This window comes from Winogradskyella wandonensis, assembly GCF_004346845.1.
Lineage (GTDB): Bacteria > Bacteroidota > Bacteroidia > Flavobacteriales > Flavobacteriaceae > Winogradskyella > Winogradskyella wandonensis.
Genome location: NZ_SMGI01000001.1, coordinates 788,760 through 812,210 on the forward strand (window position 1 = coordinate 788,760; position 23,451 = coordinate 812,210).

The window sequence follows — 23,451 nt, forward strand, 5'->3', positions numbered from 1 at the left end:
ACATGGCTAATAATAAACTTTTAGTAAACGAAAGACAGGCTGATTTAGGACAATTTTTGGTTGGTCGCTTATTGCCATTTCGTAAAAAGCGGCAAGTTGGGCCTTTTACATTCATAGACCACATGGGACCAGCAACTTTGGGTAATGGCAAATATGTAGATGTTGACCAGCATCCACATATTGGTTTAAGTACACTTACCTATTTATTTGAAGGTGAAATAGAACATAAAGATAGCTTGGGGAGCCACAAAATTATCTCACCTGGTGATGTGGGTTTTATGACCTCTGGTCACGGTGTTACACATACAGAGCGTACACCAGAATTTCGAAGAACTCCTGAAAATTTTACAATGCACGGTTACCAAATTTGGGTGGCGCTTCCAAAAGATAAAGAGGATATAGATCCTAACTTTAAATTTTATTCGAGTTCAGAGATTCCTTCATGGGAAAATGATGGCCTAAAGCTTAGATTGGTCGCTGGTAATGCTTTTGGAAAAACTTCGCCACTTCAAGGCTATTCGTCTATGTTTATGGTGGATATACTGGCAGAAGAAGAGACGACACTTAATCTAGCTAACCAGCTTAAAGGTGAAGTTGCTTTTGTTATCGTTAAGGGCGAAATTACCGAAAAAGACCATAAGGTTGAAGCTGGACAAATGTTAATAAGTAAAACAGATGAGCAGTGCAGTATCTGCCTTGATAAAGGAACACGCCTTTTATTGTTCGGAGGAGAACCGCTACAGGAAGAGCATTTCTTGCTGTGGAATTTTGTTTCAAGTAGTAAAGAGAAACTTCAAGAAGCAAAAGAAAGATGGAAAAACAAACAATTTCCTAAAGTCCCTGGCGACAACACCTATATCCCAATTCCTGAATTGAAGCCTTAGATTTTCAGTAATCTCTACTTCTTTCGTGCTGTTTTTTGATTCAAAAACTCTACAAACAAAGAGAATGCTATAGCAAAGTACAAGTAGCCTTTTGGTATGGCGCCAACTTCATTGCCAAAGAATTTGGTATCAGAAAGGTGTGCGGCTTCCGTAATTAGCATAAAACCAATCAAAATTAAAAATGCTAATCCTAGCACTTGCATACTTGGATGTTTGTCTATAAATTTTCTTATCGGGTTTGCAAACCCAATCATTATAATAATAGAAATTACCACGGCTATAATCATTAATATAAGGCTGTAACTTGCATTTGGATGCAAGCCATTAGTCATACCAATTGCCGTTAGAATAGAGTCCACAGAAAATATAAAATCAATAATTAATATTTGTACAATAGCCTGAGATAGAGAGCTAATAATTTTACCTTTAATATTATCTTCATCGTGTGTGGGCGTTTCGACTTTCTCTCTAATTTCCGATGTACTTTTGTATATTAAGAATAACCCACCAGCAAAAAGAATAATAGCTTGCCAACTAAGATGAAGTTCTAACCATGAATTCTCAAATTCGTAAAACGGCTCTTTTAACCCAACTAAAAACGAAACAAAGAATAATAATACAATACGCTGAACCATTGCGAGTATTAGACCAATATTAGTAGCCTTGCCTCTTTGATGTTCTGGGAGCTTATTGGCAGCAATAGAAATAAAAACAATGTTATCTATACCTAAAATAATTTCTAGGAAAGTAAGCGTTAATAGGGCGATAATAGCGTCGCCAGAAAGTAAAAATTCTATCATTTAATTTTTTGTATTGTAAATTTTAAAACTACTGTCTCTAAAGGCAACGCCTCGTTCTACACGTAAAGGTCTATTTGATTTTTTTATGGCTAATTTATACTCAAAGGTGTATGAAGAATCTGTAGTCGATAAAATTTTCATGTGTATAGCGTCATCTTCAGATGTGTTTTGCGGATTTATTTTTTTTAAGATAAACTCGCAATCATTTATCCATCGCACAGAAGACGAATCTATTTTACCATCAAAATAGTCAATACTATAGTTTTCATCCCTAATAAAATGCCCAGTTTTTTCTTCACCATTAACAGTGTAGGAGAATTTAAACGTTCCCGTTTTGTAGTCTAAGCAATTACGTTCTACGTTATAACAGCTAAAAAAAGTTATGCAAATCAGAAAAATAAAGCAACGCCTCATAGGTATAATAAAAATTTTTACAAAAATAAGAATTATGTATGGCTTAATTCTGATAGCTCTTAAAACTTCCGTCTTTATAAATAATAATAATCTTATCTATTTCTGAAGAATTTGAAGGTTTTGAAATTTGCGTAGAAGCCTCGGGATGCGAATCAGAAAATTTAAGCTCCGACGATTTTATTTCATTTTTTGCAGACATAGGAAATTCACCTTTACCATTCATTAGCCAATATAAATCGACCTCAGAGTAGGCATGTAAAACCTTCATTACAAAATCTAAACTTGGTTTATTTCTACCAGAAAGAATATGCGAAATACTAGAACGTTGCACGCCAATTTTTTCTGCAAAACTAGATGCCGTTTCATCGTAAAAATTTATGATTTTTTGCAAGCGTTCGGTAAATTCTGTCATGTTTATCATTGTAAACTTAACTTTCTTATAATATACGTTACAAATGTAACAATAGTTGCTTTGATTAACTAAATAAAAACGATATTATAAATTTAATATATAAATTAAAACTTCATATAAAATGTTTTAAAATACTGAAAATAAATAATTTAGTTTTTTAAATATGATTTTATTGAATTATTTTCATTCTCATGGTGTATCTCGAGTTATAATTGTAATAGTTCTGTATACATTAGTAACAAATTTTGATTAAAATCATGTTTACAAATGTAAATTTACAATTGTATACCTTTGCAAACTAAATGACTTTTATGGAACCTAGTCGGTTAACAGAATTACATAAAATCCATAAAGAAAATTCTCTTTTAGGACGATATATTACGCTTGAAAAAATTGAACCATTAGTAAAAAAAATGGGTTCTGTTTTCGAAGTTACTACGATCGGATTATCTGTGAATGACAAGCCAATTTATACTATTAAGGTTGGACATGGAAAGAGTAAAATTCTACTCTGGTCCCAAATGCATGGAAATGAATCTACAACAACAAAAGCACTATTTGATTTATTAAATTGGTTTTTAACAGTCGATTCTGAGGTCAAAGCATTGTTAGAGCAATGTACATTACTAATTCTACCAATGCTAAATCCTGATGGAGCAGAAAACTACACTCGGGTAAATGCAAATATTGTAGATTTAAATAGGGATGCACAAAACCTAACGCAGCCAGAAAGTATAGTTTTACGAAAATGTTTCGACACATTCATGCCAGATTATTGTTTTAATCTTCATGGGCAGCGTACCATATTTGGAGCTGGAAATACGGGGAATTCGGCTACACTTTCTTTTTTATCACCTGCGCAGAATATCGAAAGAACGGTGACTTTTACCAGGAAGAAGGCTATGGCTATAATTTCGTTTATATATAAAGCCCTTCAAGCAGAGCTTCCGATGTCGATAGGACGGTATGACGATGGTTTTAATCTAAACTGTGTTGGTGATACATTTCAATCCTTAGGTGCGCCAACTGTGCTTTATGAGGCAGGCCATTATAAAAATGATTACGATAGGGAAGTAACACGACTTTACGCATTTAAGGCTCTCTATTTTGGAATAAAAGCGATTTCTGATGGCATTAATCCAGCGGCACATAAAGATTACTTCTCCATCCCAGAAAATGAAAAGAACTTTTACGATATAATAATCAGAGATGTCCGTGTTTCTAAGAACGATGAAATTCCGGTAGATATTGCTATTCAGTTTAAAGAAGTTTTAGAAAACAAAAGCATTAATTTTGTGCCTATAGTTGAGAAAATTGGACGCCTAAATAACTATTATGCGCATAAAGAAATTTTTGGAAACGGAGAACTCGTATTAAATGAGAAAAATCAGCCGTTAGAAATTACTAACGAAATCGTTTTCGTAATGTTAAATAATCGAAAAATCTTGATAAAATCTTAAATATTACTCGATTTAGCTTCTTTTTATCAAAGAAAATGTCTTATTTTTGCATATAATTCAACAAAATTATACCATGGCAAAGTTTAAATTAGACGAAATCGACCACCAAATTTTGGATATGCTTATCGATAATACGCGTATTCCTTTTACAGATATTGCAAAAAAATTATTGATTTCAGCGGGTACTGTACATGTGCGTGTTAAGAAAATGGAAGAGGCGGGAATTATTAAAGGTTCTTCGTTGACTTTAGACTACAAAAAGTTAGGTTATTCTTTTATTGCATACGTTGGTGTATTTTTGCAAAACACATCACAAACTAAATTTGTTTTAGAACGTATAAATCAAATTCCTTATGTCACCGTGGCTCATATTACAACTGGTAAGTTTAATATCTTCTGTAAAATAAGAGCTAAAGACACGATGCACGCTAAGGATATTATCTTTATGTTAGATGATATCGAAGGTGTTTACAGAACAGAGACTATGATTTCGTTAGAAGAAAGTATTAACGACAAAAAGCGTTTAATGCACACTATTTTTAATGAATTATAAATAAAATGCAAAACAATCTGAAGCCTTAGCCATATTGCTAGGGCTTTTTTTATCTTCAAGATTTAATAAAACAAGTGCTTATGGATTTACTTAAAGAGGAATACAATGCTTATTATCAACCTTATATTAATTTGACTACAAATAAAGATGTAATCACAGGTTTAAAAGATAATTTAGATGCTGTGGTTCGGTTTTACAAGAGCTTACCAAAAGCAAAAGAGGAGTACGCTTATGCCGAAGGTAAATGGACGCCAAAAGATATTTTGCTTCATATTATTGATACAGAGCGCATCTTTAGTTACCGTGCTTTGCGCATTGCTAGAGGCGATAAAACGGAGATGGCAGGTTTTGAGCAAGACGACTACGTTTTGTCTGGAGAAGCTAATAAAAGAGATTTAAAAAGTTTAATCAAAGAGTATATAGCTGTGCGTAATTCCACTATAACTTTATTTAATTCCTTTAATGATGAAGCGTTAAAGGCTTTAGGTAAGGCGAGTGGTTCTAATATTTCTGTTAGGGCTATAGGCTACATTATTACTGGTCATGAGAACCACCATAACAAAGTGATACAAGAGCGGTATTTATAATTTTTCCTTTAAATATTTACCAGTAACAGAATTAGGATTAGCAATAATTTCTTCTGGAGTTCCATACGCCACAAGTTGACCACCATTTTTACCGCCTTCAGGACCTAAATCTATGATATAGTCCGCACATTTAATAACATCGATATTATGTTCTATAACTATTATTGAATGTCCGATGTCTATTAAAGCTTGAAATGATTTCAGTAATTTTTTAATATCATGAAAATGAAGTCCAGTAGAAGGCTCATCAAATATAAAAAGGGTTGTATCTCCCTTAGAGCCTTTACCTAAAAATGAAGCTAACTTAATACGCTGTGCTTCGCCACCAGAAAGGGTAGAAGAGGATTGTCCTAATGTTACATAACCCAAACCAACATCTTTAAGCGGTTGTAGTTTACGCTCAATTTTTGACTCTCCATACTTTTCAAAAAACGCAACGGCATCATCTATGGTCATGTTTAGTACATCGTCAATGGATTTTCCTTCAAATGTCACTTCTAAAACCTCCTTTTTAAAACGCTTTCCGCCACAGGTTTCACAAGTTAAATGTACATCCGCCATAAACTGCATTTCTATAGTAACTTCGCCTTCGCCTTTGCAGGTTTCGCATCGACCACCATCGACATTAAAGCTAAAATGCTTAGCCTGATAATTTCTAATTTTACTTAGTTTTTGTGAAGCAAAAAGCGCTCTAATATCGTCGTAGGCTTTAATGTAGGTTACCGGATTAGAGCGTGAGGAACGCCCAATAGGATTTTGGTCTACAAACTCTACATTTTCGATATTGGAGAAGTTTCCTTTTAACTCGGTAAATTGCCCTGCTTTGTCTCCAAAGCCAGTAAGTTTCTTCTGTAATGCAGGATAGAGCAGTTTTTTTACTAGCGTACTTTTTCCGCTACCAGACACGCCCGTTATTACAGTAAGCATGTTTAAAGGAAAGGATACATCTATGTTTTTTAAATTGTTCTCCCGAGCACCAATCACATCGATATAATATTTAACTGCTCGGCGCTTTTTGGGAATTTCAATCTCTAATTTTCCATTTAGATAATTGGCAGTTAAGGTGTCGGAAACTAAAATATCTTTAAATGTTCCGGTAGCAACTATTTCTCCGCCAAACGTACCAGCTTCTGGCCCAATATCAATGATTTCGTCAGCGGCTTTCATAATATCCTCGTCATGCTCTACAACAATGACGGTATTTCCTAAATCACGTAATGATTTTAGAACGTTAATTAAGCGCTCGGTATCTTTAGGGTGAAGACCTATACTTGGCTCATCTAATATATACATAGAGCCTACCAAACTACTACCAAGTGATGTTGCTAAATTAATTCGTTGGCTTTCTCCACCAGATAAGGTATTAGATTTTCGGTTTAGTGTTAAATAATTAAGTCCGACATTAGATAAAAACTCAAGTCTTGTGTTAATTTCTTTTAGTAGACGTTTTGCAATTTTAGCATCATGGTCGTTAAGCTCCAAATTTTTAAAGAAAAGAGTGAGTTCCTCTAATGGTAAATCCACCAAGTCGGTAATTGTTTTTCCAGCAATCTTTACAAAGTTGGCTTCTTCGCGTAACCGTTTTCCTTTACAAACGTTACACTTGGTTTTTCCGCGATAGCGCGATAACATAACGCGGTTCTGAATTTTGTAAGCCTTGGATTCTAATTCCGAAAAGAAGCTGTCTAAACCTTCAAAATACGTGTTTCCAGACCAGATTAATGCTTTTTGCTCTTCAGAAAGTTCGAAATAAGGCTTGTGTATAGGAAAATCGAACTTATGCGAATTATTAACCAATTGGTCGCGATACCAACTCATACTTTCACCTCGCCAAGGAAAAATTGCATTTTCGTAAATGGATAAAGAGGTATTTGGGATTACTAAATCTTCATCGATGCCAATGACATCACCATAACCTTCACATTTTGGGCAGGCACCATAAGGATTATTAAAACTGAATAAATGGGCATTTGGTTCTAAAAATGTCATCCCATCTAGCTCAAACTTATTATTAAACAGTTTTTGCTTGTTATTGGATAAAGATTCGATAATACAGGCACCAACACCTTCAAAAAAAGCGGTTTCTACAGCATCTGCCAACCGATTTAAGAAATCTTCATCGTCTTTGTAAACAATACGGTCAACAACTAAAAAAAGGTTTGTTTTAGGATTAATCTCAGTTTTTAATGCATCATCTATTCTCAGAACTTCGTCTTTTACTTTAATTCGTGCATAGCCTTGTTGCAATAGCGTTTGCAGTTTATTTTCTATGGTACGGCCTTCTTCTAGTATTATCGGAGATAGAAGCAATAATTTTGAACCTTCTTCAACGGTTTTTATGTAATCTATAACATCTCTTGTGCGATGTTTTTTTACTAAATCTCCAGATATAGGCGAGTAAGTTTTGCCAATTCTAGCGAATAATAGTTTTAGATAATCGTAAATCTCTGTAGTTGTGCCAACTGTAGAGCGTGGATTAGTAGAATTTACTTTCTGTTCTATGGCAATAGCAGGAGCAATACCTTTTATGTAATCGACCATAGGTTTGTTCAGTCGACCTAAAAATTGGCGCGCATAACTACTTAAACTCTCGACATACCGGCGCTGTCCTTCTGCGTATAAGGTGTCGAATGCTAAACTCGATTTACCTGAGCCAGAAAGACCTGTAATAACAACCAGTTTATTTCTTGGTATAACAACGTCAATATTCTTAAGATTATGAAGTTTTGCACCTTTAATAATGATATTTTCTTTTGGATTGACGTCTAAAACCGTGTTGCTCATACAGATATTTTGCTAAAAGTTTTGCAAAGATACCATAACTATTTTACAGCTAAAAGTGATGATATGTTAGATTAAATGTTAAAATTTGGGTTGAAATTTTGTTTTTTCGGAATGATTCTTGTTATTTGAAGCATTAATTCATCAAAAACAACTGCGTATAGCATAATATTACTTTAAGAAAAAGCTAAAACCCCGAACAAAGCCAGTCTTTGTTGCTTAAAGTACTTATTATGAAAAGAAAACTTATCGACGACGCAGTCCTTGTCAAAAATTATATTAACGGTGATGAAAATGCATTATCTATTTTAATTAATAGGCATCAGCAAAAAATATATAGTTTTATATATTCTAAAGTCTTTGATAGAGATATCACAGAAGACGTATTCCAAGATACTTTTATTAAAGTAATAAAAACGCTTAAAAGAGGTAAGTATAACGAAGAGGGAAAGTTTTTACCTTGGGTAATGCGGATTGCTCATAACTTAGTTATAGACCATTTTAGACGAAATAGTAGAATGCCAAAGTTTGATAATTCTGGCGAGTTTAGTATTTTTTCTGTATTAAGCGATTCTTCTTTAAATGCTGAAAAATCTATCATTAAAGACCAAGTAGAGTCTGATGTAAGACGTATTATTGAAGAGTTACCAGAAGACCAAAAGCAAGTGTTATTAATGCGTATGTATCAAGATATGAGCTTTAAAGAAATTTCGGAAAGGACAGGTGTAAGTATTAATACAGCCTTAGGAAGAATGCGTTATGCTCTAATTAATTTACGCAAGGTTATAGACCAGCATAATATAATTTTAACAAATTGATATAATAAAGTAATATTTTTTGCGTTTTCTGTGTAATATGAACACAAAATTACGCAAATGGCAAAAATTTACTCTCAAGACACCTCAAAACACATTAAACTTAACCCAAAAAAAGAAACAGTAGATTTTCTGCTGAATTATTCAAAGGCTTTACGTGTTAATTGTTATAAAAAAATGAAGTTTGAAGCGCTTCTGAATTAGTTGAAAAAACCCTGATTGAGTAAATCAGGGTTTTTTATTGTAAGGTACATATGATAATGAATTTTATTCCAGAGATTTATTTTTTCTTCTTGTAATAATCGTCTAAAACAGATTTGCGTCCAATGGTTTTGGTAATAATATCTTTATCTAAATCCCAACCACGCGCAGGAGAGTATTCACGTCCATACCAAATAATTTGAAGATGTAAATCATTCCATAATTCTTTCGGAAACAGTCGTTTGGCATCTTTTTCGGTCTGGACTACGTTTTTACCATTGGTTAAATTCCAGCGATACATTAAACGATGGATGTGTGTATCTACAGGAAAGGCAGGAATACCAAACGCTTGGGATAAGACAACGGCCGCAGTTTTGTGACCAACAGCAGGCAAAGCCTCGAGTTCTTCGTAAGTTTGGGGTACTTTTCCGTTATGTTTTTCTATTAAAATATGAGATAGCCCATAAATCCCTTTACTTTTCATCGGCGATAGCCCCACAGGTTTTATAATCTCTCTAATTTCCTCAACTGAGAGTTTAATCATATCGTACGGATTCTCAGCTCTTTCGAATAACAGCGGAGTAATTTGGTTAACACGCACATCTGTGCTTTGTGCAGACATTAAAACCGCAATTAATAGCGTGTAAGGGTCTTTATGGTCTAGAGGAACCGGTATTTCTGGATAAAGCTGTTTTAACGTAGTTATAACAAAATCAACCTTTTCTTGCTTAGTCATTCATTGTATTTTTACAAAAAACAAATTTAATCATTATGACGCACTTAAAAGTAGGAGATAAGGCTCCAAATTTTGAAGCCTTAGACCAAGATGGAAATACTATTAAATTATCTGATTATAAAGGTAAGAAGCTTGTTTTATTCTTTTACCCAAAAGCAAGTACGCCAGGTTGTACTGCAGAGGCTTGCAATCTTAGCGACAACTATAAACGTTTTGAAGCTGAAGGTTACGCTATATTAGGTGTAAGCGCAGATAGCCAAAAGCGTCAATCTAATTTTAAAGATAAATACGGATTTCCTTATCCTTTATTAGCAGATGAGGACAAGACCGTAATAGAAGCGTTTGGCGTTTGGGGACTAAAAAAGTTTATGGGAAAAGAATACGACGGAATTCACAGAACCACTTTTGTAATTGACGAAAACGGAATAATAGAAAACGTTATTACGAAGGTTAAAACTAAAGCACACGCAGAGCAGATACTAGATGCTTAGTTTTCTCTTTTTATATAAAATTAAAAAGCTTCAGAATAACTGAAGCTTTTTTTATTCTAGTTGCATTTATTTATGCATTACCTCTTCAGATTCGCAACCAAATAGACTCTTTTCTTTAATGAGTTTTGCAACACCTTCCGGAAGCATCTCTTCCCAGCCAGATTCTCCTGCTGCAATTTTTGCTAATACTTTTCTAGAGAAAATCGATAGGATAGATGGGTCGTAATCGTTAATATCTACAACTTTACCATTGTATTTAAAGAACTTGTAAAGTTCTTTCATTCGTGGGTGAACCTTTAGGTTTTCGCTAGTCGTTATACTTCCATCTTCATTTTCCATTGGATATAAATATACGCGTAAGTCCTTGTAGAATAGTTTACCAAAGGCTTCAAGAATTCCTCCGCTTAAATGGCGATAGTATTTTTCATCAAAAATATCAACCAAGTTGTTAACGCCCATTGCAAGTCCCATTCTGTTCTTAGAATATTGCGAGAAGTATTCAACAAGACGATAATACTCTTTAAAATTGGAAATTAATACAGTTTGACCAAGAGAGCAAAGTAGCCTTGCTCTGTCCATAAAATCTTGCTCATCTATTTCACCTTCTGCTCTAAGGTTAGATAGCGTAATTTCGAAAATAACCTGAGTTTTCTCTTTTTCTACTTTATTCTCTTTTATGAACATTTCGTAGGATTTCTCGAACATGTCCATATTTACCTTAGTAACAGGTCTAAAACTTCCTCTTAAAGCTAAGATATTTTTCTTGTAAAGAACACGAGCAGGTAGTACGTTATTACCATCGGGTGCAAACATTACGGCATCTGTCATTCCGTTTTTTACAAGTTGTAAACTCATTAATCGATTGTCGATATTACTAAAAACAGGTCCAGAAAAATTAATGGTGTCAATTTCTAATTGGTCTTTGTCTAGATGGTCGTATAAATAACGTAATAACTTTTTTGGTTCGTTATACTTATAAAACGCGCCATAAATTAAATTTGTTCCTAAAACACCAAGTGTTTCTTGCTGTAATCGGGCGTCATTTTCTTTAAAGCGTATATGTAGTACAATTTCGTTGTAATCTTCATCTGGTTTTACCTGATATTTAATGCCAACCCATCCATGACCTTTATATTTTTTTGCAAAGTCAATTGTTGCAACTGTATTTGCATACGAAAAGAATAATTTGTCGGGATGCTTATCACGCGTAATTCTTTGTTCAATTAGATTCATTTCGTGATCTAACATTTTACGTAAACGCGCCTCAGTTACATAGCGTTTATCGCTTTCTATACCGTAAATGGCATCACTAAAATCTTTGTCGTATGCAGACATTGTTTTTGCAATTGTTCCAGAGGCGCCACCAGCTCTAAAAAACTGTCTAACAGTTTCTTGTCCTGCACCAATTTCGGCAAACGACCCATAAATATCCGCGTTTAAGTTAATACGCAAGCACTTATCTCTAAGTGATGGAATGTTATCGAATTCCTTATCTGCCTTATACGTGATTTCGTTCATTATAGTTGAATTTTCAAGCAATACAAAGGTACTGTTTTGTATGAGCAAACAAAAAAATAACCTTATTTTTGTTTTAAACTTAACACATTTTGAAAGTAACATTTCTTGGTACCGGAACATCGCAAGGAATTCCTGTTATAGGAAGTAGACATCCAGTTTGTTTAAGCTCTAATCCTAAGGATAAACGTTTAAGAGTTTCCGTCCTTGTTGAGTGGGAAAATTACAGTTATGTTATTGATTGTGGTCCTGATTTTAGACAACAAATGCTTAGGGCAAAATGTACTAAGATTGATGGTATTTTATTTACTCACGAGCATGCTGATCATGTGATGGGCCTAGATGACATCCGACCATTTTTCTTTAGACAGGGTAATATAGATATTTATGGACATAAGCGAGTTATCCAAGCACTTGAACGAACATTCTCTTATATTTTTGAAACTGAAAACAAATACCCTGGCGCACCTAGTGTTAACGAGCAATACATAGATGGTTCCCCATTTAAAATTGGAGGTTTGGAGGTAATTCCAATCAATGGTTTACATAATCAGCTTCAGGTTTATGGATTTCGTTTCGATAGATTTGCCTATCTCACAGATATGAAGACGGTCGAAGATTCAGAAATTAAAAAACTTCAACATCTTGATGTGTTGGTGGTTAACGCTTTGAGAGAAGAACCGCATATTTCGCATTTCAATTTAGAAGAAGCACTTAATTTTATAGATAAAGTAAAACCAAAGAAAGCGTTTTTAACCCATATAAGTCACCACATGGGATTCCATGACGAGGTACAACAAAAACTTCCGCAGAACGTTTATTTAGCTTACGATAACCTTCAAATCACCATATAATTATGAGAAGTAGACTCTTTATGTACTTATTTATTTTTGCTGTATTGGCTATAATTTTTCAGTATTCGAATTCAAAAAATATAATTGATAAGTACGAGAAGGATATCAATACATTTAAAGAGAAAATTTCTAAACTTGAAGACGATAAAAAAGCATTAAATGATAAAATTTATGATTTATCATATTTCACTGTTGATGGCAATGAAGAAGCCTTAACTTATTTTGAAGACAAAGGTTTAGATACAGAAGAGTTACTACCCAAGCTTAAAGATGGTCTGCTAGAAATGAATGTTTACGACGGTGTTGACCATCCAATCATTTCTTATGCGTCTATGACGGACTCTAAAATAATGATTGATCAGATTAAGATTTTAAACCACAAATGGATTTTGGCTAATTTTACAGATGGTAAGCATTGGGGTGAGCTTTTTATAAATTATGACGTTTCTGATGAAGGCGAAATAACTTATAAGTTAAGTGACTATTTCTTGTACCCAATTAATTAAATCCGTTGACGTAACCAGTCTTTAAATTCATAAAAATTTTGAGGAGCCACACCATGACCAACTGGGAATTCGCTATATGTGTTTTTTATACCTAGACTATCTAAAAACGGTTTAGATTGTCTGGCCCAATCTACAGGAATAACTTGGTCCACACTTCCGTGAGAACAATAAAAATCTAGATGATATAGGTCTTCCTTATTTATGTGTTCTGGTAAAATATCTTTGTTAATATAGCCACTTAGGGCAATTACATTTTTAATCTTATTTGGGTAGGTAAGTGCAACAGAATAGCTTAAGATAGTGCCTTGGCTGAATCCCAACAAGCTCACGTTATCTTTATTCACTGGATACGTACTAATAGCGTAATCTACAAAGCCCGCAATTAAATCTCTAGATAATTTGGCCTGTTCGTTATCGCTCCATTTACCTTGTTCTGCATCAAAGTTAATGGCATACCATGCATTTCCGTATGGTTGTAAACGGTATGGTGCTTTTAAAGAAATGATATATAATTCTTCTGGTAACTCTTGTGAGAACGAAAACAAATCGTTTTCGTCACTACCATAACCATGGCACATAAGTAATAGTGGTGCATTGCTTTTTAAGGACGATGGCCTTTTGATGTATTCTAATGGAGAAGGCATTAGTTTAAGGCTTTAAATATGTTTTGAAAAAAATCGCCAACCAAGGGTAATTTATGAAGTTTTCCGGTTGCAGCACCTATGATTCCGTAGGTAAACAACACTAAAAAGAAAACCCAAAAAGAGGTGCTGAGCATAATATTGTCAAACCCACTGACCATATAGCCTATAATAAAATAGAGCAGCCATAAACCTAGACCTTGTCTAACATGAAAGGCGGTAAACGCATTTTTTTTGTCTTGAGTCATATAAAATGCAACTAAGGTGCCTATAATGGTAATGTAGGCTACTATAGCATAAGTCTTACCTTCTTTTATAGTATTTTCAGTCATTAGCGAATTTCAATTTTGTTGTTTGCAATAATACCGTAAGCTTTTCCTTTTAATTCCGAATCTAAAAAACAACTGTTTTTCGATGTTGACCTAATTTCAGGAATAGAGAAATTGTATTTAGTATCTGGATTAAACAGCGTAAGATTTGCTATTTCGCCTTCGGAAATTATATAAGATTTAACTCCAAATCGTTCTTTTCCTTTGGTTAAAAATCCAACAGCTTTTTTTGTTGAAAATAATTGCTGCAAGGCTCCAAGCGCAGATTCTAAGCCAATAGTACCATATGCTGCATGGTCGAATTCTACTTTTTTATGCTCTATATCAATAGGGTTATGGTCAGAGGTTACCATGTCTATAGTACCATCTTTTAGGCCTTCGATAAGTGCAACTCTGTCGTTCTCTGTTCTTAGAGGTGGCATCACTTTAAAATTGCTATTAAAATCTAATAGCTTATCGTCTGTAAAACAAATATTATGAATTGCAACAGAACAGGTGATATCAAGTTTTTTGGCTTTTGCAGCTCTAATAAGTTCAACCGATTTTGCACTGCTTATTGTTGGTATATGAAGCTTTCCGCCAGTATATTCTAGTAAAAAAAGGTCTCTAGCAACTTGTAATTCTTCGGCTAAACTTGGGATACCCTTTAAGCCTAAATTTGTACTATTTATGTCTTCGTTCATTACACCTTTACCAGCAATTTTATTTTCTTGAGGAAAGGATAGTACCAAACCATTAAAATTACTAGCGTATAACAAGGCAATTTTTAAAAGATTGGGGTTGTCTATTGGTTTTTTATAATCGTAAAACGCTACAGCACCAGCACTAGACATATCGTACAATTCTGCTAAATCTGTACCTTCTGAGCTTTTAGTTAACGCACCGATTGGCTTTAATGTTACGGCATTTGCATTTGCCTTGGATAACACATACGAAATATCAGCATTACTGTCTAGTACTGGATTTGTATTTGGGTTAAGCGCAAGGCTTGTAAATCCTGAAATCGCAGCAACTTTAAGTCCATTTGCAAGTGTCTCTCTTTCTTCATATCCTGGTTCTCCAAAAGACACAGAACTATCAAACCATCCTTGCGATACATGCAGGTTGTCTAATTTTATTTCTTGATAATTATTAGGATTAGAAATACGTTTTGAAATCTTGGTTATAACACCTCTTTCAATTAAAATATCTACAACTTGATTATGGAAATCACTTTTAGAATCGACTATGGTTGCAGATTTTAGGAGTGCATTCATTTAAGATATTTTAGAATTAGCATTTCTATAATTAGAAAGCATAGTGCAAAAATAACAAACCATTTCCATAGCGCATTAATACTCGCATTACTTTTTATGGTTTCTATTGCAGAAACTAAAGATGTTTCTACGGCGTAAGTTCTATTATTTTTTAAGTTATAATACACTAGTTGACTTTCCTCACGAGGGTAATTGAAGCTTAGCTTTTTTAGTATTTCATTTTTATTCGTGACATCCAAAATGCCTGCTGTTTTTGGAAATTCGTTGGTAAACAGACTCACTTTTTTACTAAAGGTTTGCTGTAAAGGTATTATGTCGCTATTGCCATTTGTTAGTGTTAATATGTCGTTAGGTGGCAACTGTATATTAATATCTATGATATTGTCAGTCTCGGTTTGGTAATAAAGTTTAGGAATTTCCAGGCTTTTTTTAGCCATGTTGTATAGCACAGGCACAATTAAAGGAGATTTCTTAAAATTTCCATTGTCTTCGTTTAGAGCAGCCGTAAATGTGTAGGTCTTCCCAGAATTGAGTAAAAATGGTGAGCCATCACTAAAACGATATACGGCATTTGAAATACTACTGAAACCAAATGATGTGTTAACTATTGGGTATTGAAAATTAGCCACTCGGTTATAAAAAGCATCATTGATTAAAGGATGGTCATAATTTATGGTTGTCAGTCTTTTTTCAGTAGTTATCTTCTCATTAAATTCAGGAATAGAGATAGATGTAAAAAGCTGATTATAAGCATTTAAATTAGCATCATTGGAAGGAATTATTGCAATGCTTCCGCCGTCATTCTTAAAAGCTTTAAGTGCTAAAACTAGTGCATTCGGAATGGTCTTAAGTTCGTTTAAAATTATAAGATTTTGTGATTCTATTTGACTGTAATCTATGGCGTTATAATTTACAGAAGCATAAACAAATTCGTCTGGTGTATATAGTTTTTTTAGAAAAGCATCAGATGCTTCGTTTATGCTTAATACCTTTATCTTATTGTTTGCATTAATATTAAAATAAAAGACATTATCGTATTGTAAGCTGGTGTCTTCCACAACAACGGAGCCATTAAATACAGTATTATTAGGTATAGAAAATGTTGTAGAGGCCTCTTGATTTAAATCTACAGCTGTTTTAGCCACCAAAACATCATCATTGTTTAAGGCAACAGAGACATTACTTAACGAGGTTCCAGAATTTAATAAATCTACGCCGATATCTATGGTTTCAGGGTTGAGTTTTAGCACATAGATACTGTCTATGCTTATGTTATTGGTGTAAATCGCTTTTGGCTGAACCAGTTTTAATGATATCGTACTATCACCTTCAAATTCTAAAGGCTCTTCTTTTTGCTGAAAATCGGAAACTAAAATGAGATTTTTTGTCGAAGATTTGTCTTTAGAAAAGTATTGTTTTCCTTTTAAATATGCCGAGTTATAGGATAACTGTTGTGTAGAATGTTTTAGTTTTATTAAGTCGTTTGTAATTGCCTTGACAGACGTGTTTCTAAAGGTTTCCGTATTAGTGAAAATGGTTAATTCTTCGGCATCGGAATAACTTTTTATAATATCTTGAATTGCTTCATTAAGCAAACTTCCGTTGTTACCTTTTGCTTCCATGCTAAAGGAATTATCCAGATAAATAACGGTTTCATTTTTAGTATTAAATGTATCAGAATTAGTTGTGAATGGTTGTGCAAAGGCAAGTATAATACAGGCTAGGAGTAATAATCGTGTTATTAAGGTGAACCATTTTTTTATTTGAGAACTTTTACGTGTTTGTAGTTCTACATTCTTTAGAAATTTAACGTTGGTAAAGGCGACTTTTTGGAAGCGACGTAATTGAAATAAATGAACGATAATTGGTATAAGCAGTAGGAGTAGAGCCCAAAGTAATTCTGGATGTTTAAACTGCATTCGCTTTTTTGTCTGTTATTTATTGATTTCAAATATAGCAATTGGATAATGATTAAGGCCTTCCGATTTTGAGAAATTTAACAGAAAAAGAAATAGTCTGTCATGGCCAACATGTTCAGCTTTTTAAAATAAGAAATAATATCGTTTTGTTCTTTTGAATTTGCAACAGTAACGATGGTTTGCGGGTGGTCTATGTTTTTTAAATCCTCGAAAGGTTGAAGCTTAACACCATAGATAGATTTACCAATTTTTTTTTCGTTATCGCATATCCAATAAAACGGAATATCCTTTTCTACCAAAGTCTTGGCGATAGTTTTACCTTTAAAACCTGCACCCCAAATGGTAAGTGGTCTAGATGCGTCATAATCGAGTTTAAGAAAATAATGAAGCTTTATATCTAGAAAATAATTCTGGGCGTAATGTTCGTGCGTTCTAGATGTCCGCGTCCTATAATCACGCCAATAATGAAGGATTTGATTATTAGGAATGCATCGATAACCCTGCTCGTAAAACCGAAATGTTAAGTCATAATCTTCTGGATAACGGTTGGGATTAAAAGCATTACAGTTAATTAAATCACTTTTATAAACCATCCAACATGGCGAAGCAATAACACATTCTTTATAAATTTCGGAGTAGTTAGCACCTTTTAACGTCAGTCTATTCAACCAAGCTTCATATTTTGCATAACCGTCACTAATACCATCGCTGCTAAAATATTTTACTAATCCAGTAGCAATATGCTGTTTTCCAAAGTGTTTTAGTTGGTCAACCATTACCTCGAGTTTAGTTGATACCATGATGTCGTCACTGTCCATTCTGGTAATAAATGTACCAGAACTTGCATTAAAGGCCAGTCTTAGAGCTTCGATAATACCATTTCCATCGTTTGTTAAGAGCTTAATTCGCTGGTCTTTCTTAGCATAAGCTTCAACTTTTTTATAAGAATCGTCCGTGGAGTTGTCATCAACAATTATTAACTCCCAATGCTCATAGGTTTGATTTAGAATAGAATCCAAGCAGGCTTCGATATAAGCAGAAACATTTTTAAATGGGGTTAATATGCTAACTAGGTCATTTGCCACAGCACGAATATAGCAACTTCATTTTAACATATCCTTTGGTTTAATAAATCAATAAGTAGTTTAGATTTGTCCATTAACAAAATTTCAATATAAACATGAAGAATTACATTGCAATCATGGTCCTTTCAGGACTTTTATTAGGTTGTGGTGCTGCTAAACCAAAAGTCGATGACTTGGCAGTAAACAACCCAATTGTTACAGCATTAGATTTAACAAATATCGATAATGATAGAGTTCCTGTTACAATAAACCCAGGTCGATTTACAGTAGAAACAGTGACCTATCGTCTTCCAAAAGTAGTGCAAGGCACATATTCTGTTGCAGACTACGGGCGCTACGTAGATGATTTAAAAGCTTTGGATTACGACGGAAATGAATTAGAGGTAAACAAAGTAGACGAAAATACTTGGACCATAACAAACGCTGTACAACTCGATAAAATCGTTTATCTGGTAAATGATACCTTCGATACCGAAAAACAAGGCGGCATAGGAGGCGAAGATATTTTCTCGCCTGCGGGAACTAATATAGAACCAGAAAATTATGTTTTAAATCTTCATGGATTCATTGGGTATTTTGATAGTTTAAAGAACAATCAATACACTTTGGATGTTACGGCTCCAGCCGATTTTGTAAGAACTTCTGCTTTACAAGATAATGGTTCCGAAACTTCTGAAGACGGAAAGATAATTACTAGTAAATACGTTGCTCAACGTTATTTTGACATCACAGATAACCCAATGATGTACGGAAAATTAGATGTCGAAGAGTTTATGGTCGGCGATATAAAAATTGTATTAAGCGTTTATTCGCCAAACAAAGTTCATAGTGCCGCAAGTTTAAAACAAACCATATACGACATGATGAAGGCCCAAAAAACCTATTTGGGCGATGTTAACAGTACACCACGTTACGATGTGTATTTGTATTTATCTGATGGCGATGCCGATGCTCCTAAAGGATTTGGTGCGTTAGAGCATCATACATCTACAGTGGTTGTTTTACCAGAAGCATCTTCTAAAGAAGGATTGGCAAAATCAATGATAGATGTGGTTGCTCATGAGTTTTTTCATATCGTAACACCATTGTCTGTACATTCCGAAGATGTGCATTATTTCGATTATTACGAGCCGTCATTCTCAAAACATCTGTGGATGTACGAAGGCGTAACAGAGTACTTTGCTCAGCATTTTCAAGTGTATGAAGGCTTAGTAACACCAGAGGATTTTTATAATGTTATACAAGGTAAAATAGCATTTTCTAAGCGTTATGCCGATGATATGAGTTTTACCGTAATGAGTGAGAATATTTTAAAGTCGCCTTATAAAGAAAACTATGTCAATGTGTACCAAAAGGGAGCGCTAATAGGTATGTGTATTGATATTTTAATGCGAAAGGAAAGTAAAGGTACGCGCAGCATGTTGTCTTTAATGAAGGAACTTTCGGCCAAATACGGTAAAAATAAACCATTTGAAGACGATAACTTAATTGCCGAATTATCTGAAATGACCTATCCGAGTGTTGCAGATTTTCTAAAAACACATGTAGAAGGTGATTTACCCATTAATTATAACGAATTTTTTGAAATGGTTGGATTAATAGAAGGTGAAACCGAAGTAGAAACCAATTTCATATTTGCAGGTGGACAAAATATCATTTTCAGTGGTGCACCAGATGTTGGTATTTTCTTTACTGAAGTGGCATTAAAAAATTCGTTCTGGAAATCTCAAGGCATTCAAGCTAATGATGTTATTAAGTCTGTCAATGGTGAAGAATTAACCTTACAAAATGCACAACAAGTTATTACTGGTATGTTCTCTTGGCAAGAAGGTCAAGAGATTGAAATGCTTATTGAGCGTAATGGCGAAAAGATAGATATTAAAACAACGTTGACAAAGCCTATGGCTGTGACTAACGGCTTAATAGAAAACCCTAATGCTTCTGAAGCGCAAATTGCATTGCGTAAGGCTTGGTTAAAAGGATAATTATAATGTTTTAGGTTTAAGAAAGGCTTCCTAGTTTAGGAAGCCTTTTTTGTCTTTAATCGATTCTGAAACAAGTTCAGAATGACGCTCGTTTTTATAAAAAATAATTACTATAATTTGTCATGCTGAATTTATTTCAGCATCTCATCTTACAATAATTTTTAATATTTAGCCGCTTTGCCATTAGCCGATGAGTTTTTAATAAACTCCCTTAAATCATCATTAGCTTTGATTAAATCTTCATTACGTAAGTACATCATGTGCCCACTTCTATAGCCTTTAAAATACATACGGTCTTTTAGCTTTCCACTTGGGTCAATTTGCCATTGGCTATACTTGGCTTGAAAATAAGTTGTTGCACCGTCGTAATAACCTGATTGTGTTAAGATTTTTAAGTAAGGGTTTTGCGCCATAGCTTGGCGTAAATTATCACGTACGTTATCATTACTTCTGTCCCAATTGCCAACATTTCCAAAGACGTTGTATTTAAGGTCGGTTTTAAAACCTAATTCATTTTGGATATAGTAATTTATAGCTGGTGTAAACGAATGCAGCCACGAGGTTAATTCGGCACTATAATCTGGTGCATCTCCAGTTTCAACTTTATCAATACCTAAATAACGACTGTCTAATCTTCCGATAGTCTGCCCTGTTTTATCACGTAATAATTCTTTCCAGAAAAAGCGATTTGGGACATCGAGGTTTTGTTTAAGAATAACGTCTTCAGATAGGCCAGAGTAGTAGCTCATTTTTTTTGCGATAGCATTTCGCTCATCATCAGATATAAAGCCTCCTTTGGCAATAGCAGGCATTAGTTCATTAACTGCGAAATCTTCGGCTTTAGGAAGAATGTCTAATAAGTCTTTATTTTGAAGCTCAGTTGGTAACATCTTATGATACCATGCTGCTGCTGTGTAATATGGTAAATTCAAACTTGAAGACACAGGTCCACCAACGCGCAACACTTTGTAATCTGCAGGAGATACCATGATTACACCATTGAGATACATCCATTGGCTATTTTGCAACTCTAATGCTAAGCCCATAACTCGTGTTCCGCCATAACTTTCGCCAATAATATATTTAGGCGATTCCCAACGATTGTATCTGGTAACAAACGTATTTATCCAACTGGCTAAATATTTTACATCTGCGTTTATACCAAAGAAGGTTTTATCGTCTTCGTATTTGCCATTTTTCAGCATTACCTTGCGCGAGTAACCTGTATTTACAGGATTTACAAATACGATATCTGCAACATCTAAAATGGAATTTGGATTCGTCTTTACGCCATAAGGTTGTACAGGATAACCTTCGTCATCTACATTCAAAACTTTTGGTCCAGTATAGGCAATATGCATCCAAACCGATGCAGAGCCTGGTCCACCATTAAAAGATATAATTAAAGGACGTTTATTGCCTTTGGTGTCATTGGTGCGTTTGTAGTACGTGTAATACAAAGACGCCATGACTTCACCGTCGTTGTTCCAAACGGGTTGAAAACCAGTCATAGCTTTGTAGTTGACTGTTTGCCCTTTTATTTTGGTGGTATGCGTCGTTGTGACTACTGTATCTATAGGTGTTTCTAGGTTTTGTGAAAAACTAAAAATTGAAATTAAAGCAAAAAGGATTGTAAATCTATAAGACATGTTTCGTTTGTTTTTTTGAAGTCTAAATATACTCAAAACCCTTCAAAAACACCGAGACCAAAAAGAGCAAAATCGTATTTAACTGGGTCGGTAGCATCGAGCTTTCGTAGGTTTTTATCTAATTCGGCTAATGCCTTCCCATCGTTTTGTTTACGCTTTAGCAACCCCAATTTACGAGCCACATTACCAGAGTGAACATCGAGAGGACAACTTAACTGAGCAGGAGAGAGGCTTTTCCAGATACCGAAATCTACACCAGTATTGTCATTTCGGACCATCCAACGTAAAAACATATTAATACGCTTTGCTGCTGAATTTTTAAGCGGGTCACTCACATGTTTTTTACTACGCTCTAAATGCGTAATCTCAAAAAAGTGTTTTTTGAACTGATGAATTGAATTCTGAAGCGAATTAGCTTCGGCATATTTAGCAAAAACAGCTTCTAATCCATCGTGATAATTATATATATGCTTTAAGCTAGTCACAAACTGAATAAAATCAGAGCCATTAAACGTGCGATGCACAAAAGGCAAAAGCTTCTTTAAATCTTGCTCCTGATGTTGCATGATGAATTCGTAAGGCGAATTATCTAAAAGCGTAACCATACGCTTTGCGTTGATGATAATACTTTTTCGATTTCCCCAAGCAATGGTCGCTGTTAGAAACCCAATAATCTCAATATCTTCTTTTTTAGAGAATAAATGCGGAATTTGTATAGGGTCACTCTCAATAAACTGTGGGTTGTTGTATTCTACAACTTTGCTGTCTAAGAAGTCTTTGAGTTCTGCTTTTTTGAGTTTCAATTTGTGTTCATTTTAAAAAACGAAGTTAACATCCGTTTATGAATAAATGTAATTATCTGCTCTTGAAGTTGTGTAAATAAAAAAACTAACTTTGTTTATCGATTGTTATTTTGAATTTAATAACAATGCGTAGTTGAATAAAAATGAAGTTAAATTTGAAAAATTTTAGTATACCAAAAACGGAATTAAGGTCTTTTATTTTAACACTGATTGCAACTCTGGTCGGTGTCTTTATCGCTATATCATTGACTAATTCGGAGATGCGAAAGAAAGAGAAAGAAGATACTATTAAACTACTTAATACGTCAAGATTAATATTAATCAATACAAAATCATATAGTCAAGGGCTAAAAAGAACGGTTAAGAACCTCGAAAAAGATTCTACGAGCAGTATAGAGATGATTACCCAAATGAAAAAGGATAACCCAATTCCTTTTCCCTATTTGTTAGAAACTGTGATAACAAACGAAATTGTCTCTAAAAATATATCTACCTATTCTCATAGTCAAATTTATACTGGATTGTTAAATCTAAAAAAACTAGCGGATTATCAAACGGCTGAAACATACGAGCAAGCCTTGTCGGAATTAATTGTCTTAATGGATTTGGAAATACAATTCCAAAAAGGAAAATTAGATGTAGATGAAATTGAAAATAGACTGAAAACAGAACGCGAGGAACTGAAAAAAAAGTACAAAAACAAAAATGTTTTGGAAATTAGCTCAGAATAAAACATCTACATACAATTGATTAGTGCGGTTTTCCTTTCTTGAAA

General features: G+C 34.1%; 24 protein-coding genes. 11 read left to right on the plus strand and 13 right to left on the minus strand.

All coding sequences use genetic code 11. The features are described 5' to 3' along the window. Positions 1-2: 2 nt before the first annotated feature. Positions 3-884, plus strand: a complete 882-nt coding sequence (locus DFQ05_RS03635) for a pirin family protein (protein ID WP_132703654.1) — start codon at positions 3-5, stop codon at positions 882-884. 14 nt (positions 885-898) lie between these two features. Here the strand turns inward: DFQ05_RS03635 and DFQ05_RS03640 are convergent, their stop codons facing one another. From DFQ05_RS03640 to DFQ05_RS03650, 3 genes are read right to left on the minus strand one after another with little or no spacing between them, the layout of a single operon-like run. Beyond that, complete coding sequence (locus tag DFQ05_RS03640) at positions 899-1,684, minus strand: TerC family protein (RefSeq protein WP_132703656.1); 786 nt, start codon at positions 1,682-1,684, stop codon at positions 899-901. After that, entirely contained in the window at positions 1,685-2,098 is a 414-nt protein-coding gene (locus tag DFQ05_RS03645; RefSeq protein WP_132703658.1) for a hypothetical protein, read from the minus strand. Positions 2,099-2,141: 43 nt separating this feature from the next. Continuing rightward, entirely contained in the window at positions 2,142-2,519 is a 378-nt protein-coding gene (locus DFQ05_RS03650) for a helix-turn-helix domain-containing protein (RefSeq protein ID WP_132703660.1), read from the minus strand. A gap of 302 nt (positions 2,520-2,821) precedes the next feature. Here DFQ05_RS03650 and DFQ05_RS03655 point away from each other — a divergent pair, with 302 nt between their 5' ends. The 3 genes from DFQ05_RS03655 (at position 2,822) to DFQ05_RS03665 (ending at position 5,110) form a co-directional block, all read left to right on the plus strand. Further along, positions 2,822-3,970 carry a M14 family metallopeptidase gene (locus tag DFQ05_RS03655; RefSeq protein WP_132703662.1) on the plus strand — a complete coding sequence of 383 codons (1,149 nt, stop codon included), beginning with the start codon at positions 2,822-2,824 and terminating at the stop codon, positions 3,968-3,970. Between the two features lie 73 nt (positions 3,971-4,043). Next, the gene (locus tag DFQ05_RS03660) at positions 4,044-4,523 is read left to right on the plus strand and encodes an Lrp/AsnC family transcriptional regulator (protein ID WP_132703664.1); all 480 of its coding nucleotides are present in this window, start codon (positions 4,044-4,046) and stop codon (positions 4,521-4,523) included. A gap of 80 nt (positions 4,524-4,603) precedes the next feature. After that, positions 4,604-5,110 carry a DinB family protein gene (locus tag DFQ05_RS03665; protein WP_132703666.1) on the plus strand — a complete coding sequence of 169 codons (507 nt, stop codon included), beginning with the start codon at positions 4,604-4,606 and terminating at the stop codon, positions 5,108-5,110. Here the strand turns inward: DFQ05_RS03665 and uvrA are convergent. Further along, on the minus strand, positions 5,105-7,894 hold the full coding sequence (gene uvrA, locus DFQ05_RS03670; RefSeq protein ID WP_132703668.1) for an excinuclease ABC subunit UvrA: 2,790 nt from the start codon (positions 7,892-7,894) through the stop codon (positions 5,105-5,107). The genes DFQ05_RS03665 and uvrA overlap by 6 nt on opposite strands. 230 nt (positions 7,895-8,124) lie before the next feature. On the opposite strand from uvrA, the gene DFQ05_RS03675 reads away from it, so the two are divergent. Both DFQ05_RS03675 and DFQ05_RS13640 read left to right on the plus strand, forming a co-directional pair. After that, on the plus strand, positions 8,125-8,709 hold the full coding sequence (locus tag DFQ05_RS03675) for an RNA polymerase sigma factor (RefSeq protein ID WP_132703670.1): 585 nt from the start codon (positions 8,125-8,127) through the stop codon (positions 8,707-8,709). Between the two features lie 57 nt (positions 8,710-8,766). After that, positions 8,767-8,910 (plus strand): hypothetical protein, encoded by a 144-nt coding sequence (locus DFQ05_RS13640; protein WP_199221954.1) that lies wholly within the window; start codon positions 8,767-8,769, stop codon positions 8,908-8,910. A 76-nt stretch (positions 8,911-8,986) separates the two neighbouring features. Here the strand turns inward: DFQ05_RS13640 and DFQ05_RS03680 are convergent, their stop codons facing one another. Beyond that, positions 8,987-9,643 carry an endonuclease III domain-containing protein gene (locus DFQ05_RS03680; RefSeq protein WP_132703672.1) on the minus strand — a complete coding sequence of 219 codons (657 nt, stop codon included), beginning with the start codon at positions 9,641-9,643 and terminating at the stop codon, positions 8,987-8,989. A gap of 35 nt (positions 9,644-9,678) precedes the next feature. Here DFQ05_RS03680 and bcp point away from each other — a divergent pair, with 35 nt between their 5' ends. Continuing rightward, positions 9,679-10,134 carry a thioredoxin-dependent thiol peroxidase gene (gene bcp / locus DFQ05_RS03685; protein WP_132703674.1) on the plus strand — a complete coding sequence of 152 codons (456 nt, stop codon included), beginning with the start codon at positions 9,679-9,681 and terminating at the stop codon, positions 10,132-10,134. Positions 10,135-10,200: 66 nt separating this feature from the next. On the opposite strand, the gene DFQ05_RS03690 is transcribed toward bcp, so the two are convergent. Continuing rightward, on the minus strand, positions 10,201-11,652 hold the full coding sequence (locus DFQ05_RS03690; protein WP_132703676.1) for a TonB-dependent receptor: 1,452 nt from the start codon (positions 11,650-11,652) through the stop codon (positions 10,201-10,203). An 89-nt stretch (positions 11,653-11,741) separates the two neighbouring features. Here DFQ05_RS03690 and DFQ05_RS03695 point away from each other — a divergent pair, with 89 nt between their 5' ends. Together DFQ05_RS03695 and DFQ05_RS03700 are read left to right on the plus strand one after the other, a co-directional pair. Continuing rightward, positions 11,742-12,503: an MBL fold metallo-hydrolase gene (locus DFQ05_RS03695; RefSeq protein WP_132703678.1), complete on the plus strand. Its 762-nt coding sequence runs from the start codon at positions 11,742-11,744 to the stop codon at positions 12,501-12,503. A 2-nt stretch (positions 12,504-12,505) separates the two neighbouring features. After that, on the plus strand, positions 12,506-13,009 hold the full coding sequence (locus DFQ05_RS03700; RefSeq protein ID WP_241974203.1) for a hydrolase: 504 nt from the start codon (positions 12,506-12,508) through the stop codon (positions 13,007-13,009). Here the strand turns inward: DFQ05_RS03700 and DFQ05_RS03705 are convergent. From DFQ05_RS03705 to DFQ05_RS03725, 5 genes are all read right to left on the minus strand, one after another. Next, on the minus strand, positions 13,006-13,653 hold the full coding sequence (locus tag DFQ05_RS03705; RefSeq protein ID WP_132703680.1) for an alpha/beta hydrolase: 648 nt from the start codon (positions 13,651-13,653) through the stop codon (positions 13,006-13,008). The two genes, DFQ05_RS03700 and DFQ05_RS03705, sit on opposite strands and share 4 nt — an antisense overlap. Beyond that, on the minus strand, positions 13,653-13,982 hold the full coding sequence (locus DFQ05_RS03710; RefSeq protein ID WP_132703682.1) for a magnetosome magnetite crystal formation protein family: 330 nt from the start codon (positions 13,980-13,982) through the stop codon (positions 13,653-13,655). The genes DFQ05_RS03705 and DFQ05_RS03710 overlap by 1 nt, the downstream gene beginning before the upstream one ends. Beyond that, entirely contained in the window at positions 13,982-15,235 is a 1,254-nt protein-coding gene (locus DFQ05_RS03715; RefSeq protein WP_132703684.1) for a dihydroorotase, read from the minus strand. The genes DFQ05_RS03710 and DFQ05_RS03715 overlap by 1 nt, the downstream gene beginning before the upstream one ends. Then, on the minus strand, positions 15,232-17,154 hold the full coding sequence (locus DFQ05_RS03720; protein ID WP_132703686.1) for a BatA domain-containing protein: 1,923 nt from the start codon (positions 17,152-17,154) through the stop codon (positions 15,232-15,234). The genes DFQ05_RS03715 and DFQ05_RS03720 overlap by 4 nt, the downstream gene beginning before the upstream one ends. A gap of 77 nt (positions 17,155-17,231) precedes the next feature. Further along, the gene (locus tag DFQ05_RS03725) at positions 17,232-18,239 is read right to left on the minus strand and encodes a glycosyltransferase family 2 protein (RefSeq protein WP_132703688.1); all 1,008 of its coding nucleotides are present in this window, start codon (positions 18,237-18,239) and stop codon (positions 17,232-17,234) included. A gap of 95 nt (positions 18,240-18,334) precedes the next feature. Here DFQ05_RS03725 and DFQ05_RS03730 point away from each other — a divergent pair, with 95 nt between their 5' ends. Continuing rightward, positions 18,335-20,224 carry a M61 family metallopeptidase gene (locus DFQ05_RS03730; protein WP_132703690.1) on the plus strand — a complete coding sequence of 630 codons (1,890 nt, stop codon included), beginning with the start codon at positions 18,335-18,337 and terminating at the stop codon, positions 20,222-20,224. Positions 20,225-20,385: 161 nt separating this feature from the next. On the opposite strand, the gene DFQ05_RS03735 is transcribed toward DFQ05_RS03730, so the two are convergent. Next, positions 20,386-21,873, minus strand: a complete 1,488-nt coding sequence (locus tag DFQ05_RS03735) for a S10 family peptidase (RefSeq protein ID WP_132703692.1) — start codon at positions 21,871-21,873, stop codon at positions 20,386-20,388. Positions 21,874-21,905: 32 nt separating this feature from the next. After that, on the minus strand, positions 21,906-22,676 hold the full coding sequence (locus DFQ05_RS03740) for a TIGR02757 family protein (protein WP_132703694.1): 771 nt from the start codon (positions 22,674-22,676) through the stop codon (positions 21,906-21,908). 155 nt (positions 22,677-22,831) lie between these two features. Here DFQ05_RS03740 and DFQ05_RS03745 point away from each other — a divergent pair, with 155 nt between their 5' ends. After that, complete coding sequence (locus DFQ05_RS03745) at positions 22,832-23,407, plus strand: hypothetical protein (RefSeq protein WP_132703696.1); 576 nt, start codon at positions 22,832-22,834, stop codon at positions 23,405-23,407. Positions 23,408-23,451: the final 44 nt, after the last annotated feature.

What these genes read in the sequence shown, in the direction of transcription:
- DFQ05_RS03635 (WP_132703654.1), top strand. Translation starts at nt 3, where the DNA reads ATGGCTAATAATAAACTTTTAGTAAACGAAAGACAGGCTGATTTAGGA.
- DFQ05_RS03640 (WP_132703656.1), bottom strand. Translation starts at nt 1,684, where the DNA reads ATGATAGAATTTTTACTTTCTGGCGACGCTATTATCGCCCTATTAACG.
- DFQ05_RS03645 (WP_132703658.1), bottom strand. Translation starts at nt 2,098, where the DNA reads ATGAGGCGTTGCTTTATTTTTCTGATTTGCATAACTTTTTTTAGCTGT.
- DFQ05_RS03650 (WP_132703660.1), bottom strand. Translation starts at nt 2,519, where the DNA reads ATGATAAACATGACAGAATTTACCGAACGCTTGCAAAAAATCATAAAT.
- DFQ05_RS03655 (WP_132703662.1), top strand. Translation starts at nt 2,822, where the DNA reads ATGGAACCTAGTCGGTTAACAGAATTACATAAAATCCATAAAGAAAAT.
- DFQ05_RS03660 (WP_132703664.1), top strand. Translation starts at nt 4,044, where the DNA reads ATGGCAAAGTTTAAATTAGACGAAATCGACCACCAAATTTTGGATATG.
- DFQ05_RS03665 (WP_132703666.1), top strand. Translation starts at nt 4,604, where the DNA reads ATGGATTTACTTAAAGAGGAATACAATGCTTATTATCAACCTTATATT.
- uvrA (WP_132703668.1), bottom strand. Translation starts at nt 7,894, where the DNA reads ATGAGCAACACGGTTTTAGACGTCAATCCAAAAGAAAATATCATTATT.
- DFQ05_RS03675 (WP_132703670.1), top strand. Translation starts at nt 8,125, where the DNA reads ATGAAAAGAAAACTTATCGACGACGCAGTCCTTGTCAAAAATTATATT.
- DFQ05_RS13640 (WP_199221954.1), top strand. Translation starts at nt 8,767, where the DNA reads ATGGCAAAAATTTACTCTCAAGACACCTCAAAACACATTAAACTTAAC.
- DFQ05_RS03680 (WP_132703672.1), bottom strand. Translation starts at nt 9,643, where the DNA reads ATGACTAAGCAAGAAAAGGTTGATTTTGTTATAACTACGTTAAAACAG.
- bcp (WP_132703674.1), top strand. Translation starts at nt 9,679, where the DNA reads ATGACGCACTTAAAAGTAGGAGATAAGGCTCCAAATTTTGAAGCCTTA.
- DFQ05_RS03690 (WP_132703676.1), bottom strand. Translation starts at nt 11,652, where the DNA reads ATGAACGAAATCACGTATAAGGCAGATAAGGAATTCGATAACATTCCA.
- DFQ05_RS03700 (WP_241974203.1), top strand. Translation starts at nt 12,506, where the DNA reads ATGAGAAGTAGACTCTTTATGTACTTATTTATTTTTGCTGTATTGGCT.
- DFQ05_RS03705 (WP_132703680.1), bottom strand. Translation starts at nt 13,653, where the DNA reads ATGCCTTCTCCATTAGAATACATCAAAAGGCCATCGTCCTTAAAAAGC.
- DFQ05_RS03710 (WP_132703682.1), bottom strand. Translation starts at nt 13,982, where the DNA reads ATGACTGAAAATACTATAAAAGAAGGTAAGACTTATGCTATAGTAGCC.
- DFQ05_RS03715 (WP_132703684.1), bottom strand. Translation starts at nt 15,235, where the DNA reads ATGAATGCACTCCTAAAATCTGCAACCATAGTCGATTCTAAAAGTGAT.
- DFQ05_RS03720 (WP_132703686.1), bottom strand. Translation starts at nt 17,154, where the DNA reads ATGCAGTTTAAACATCCAGAATTACTTTGGGCTCTACTCCTACTGCTT.
- DFQ05_RS03730 (WP_132703690.1), top strand. Translation starts at nt 18,335, where the DNA reads ATGAAGAATTACATTGCAATCATGGTCCTTTCAGGACTTTTATTAGGT.
- DFQ05_RS03735 (WP_132703692.1), bottom strand. Translation starts at nt 21,873, where the DNA reads ATGTCTTATAGATTTACAATCCTTTTTGCTTTAATTTCAATTTTTAGT.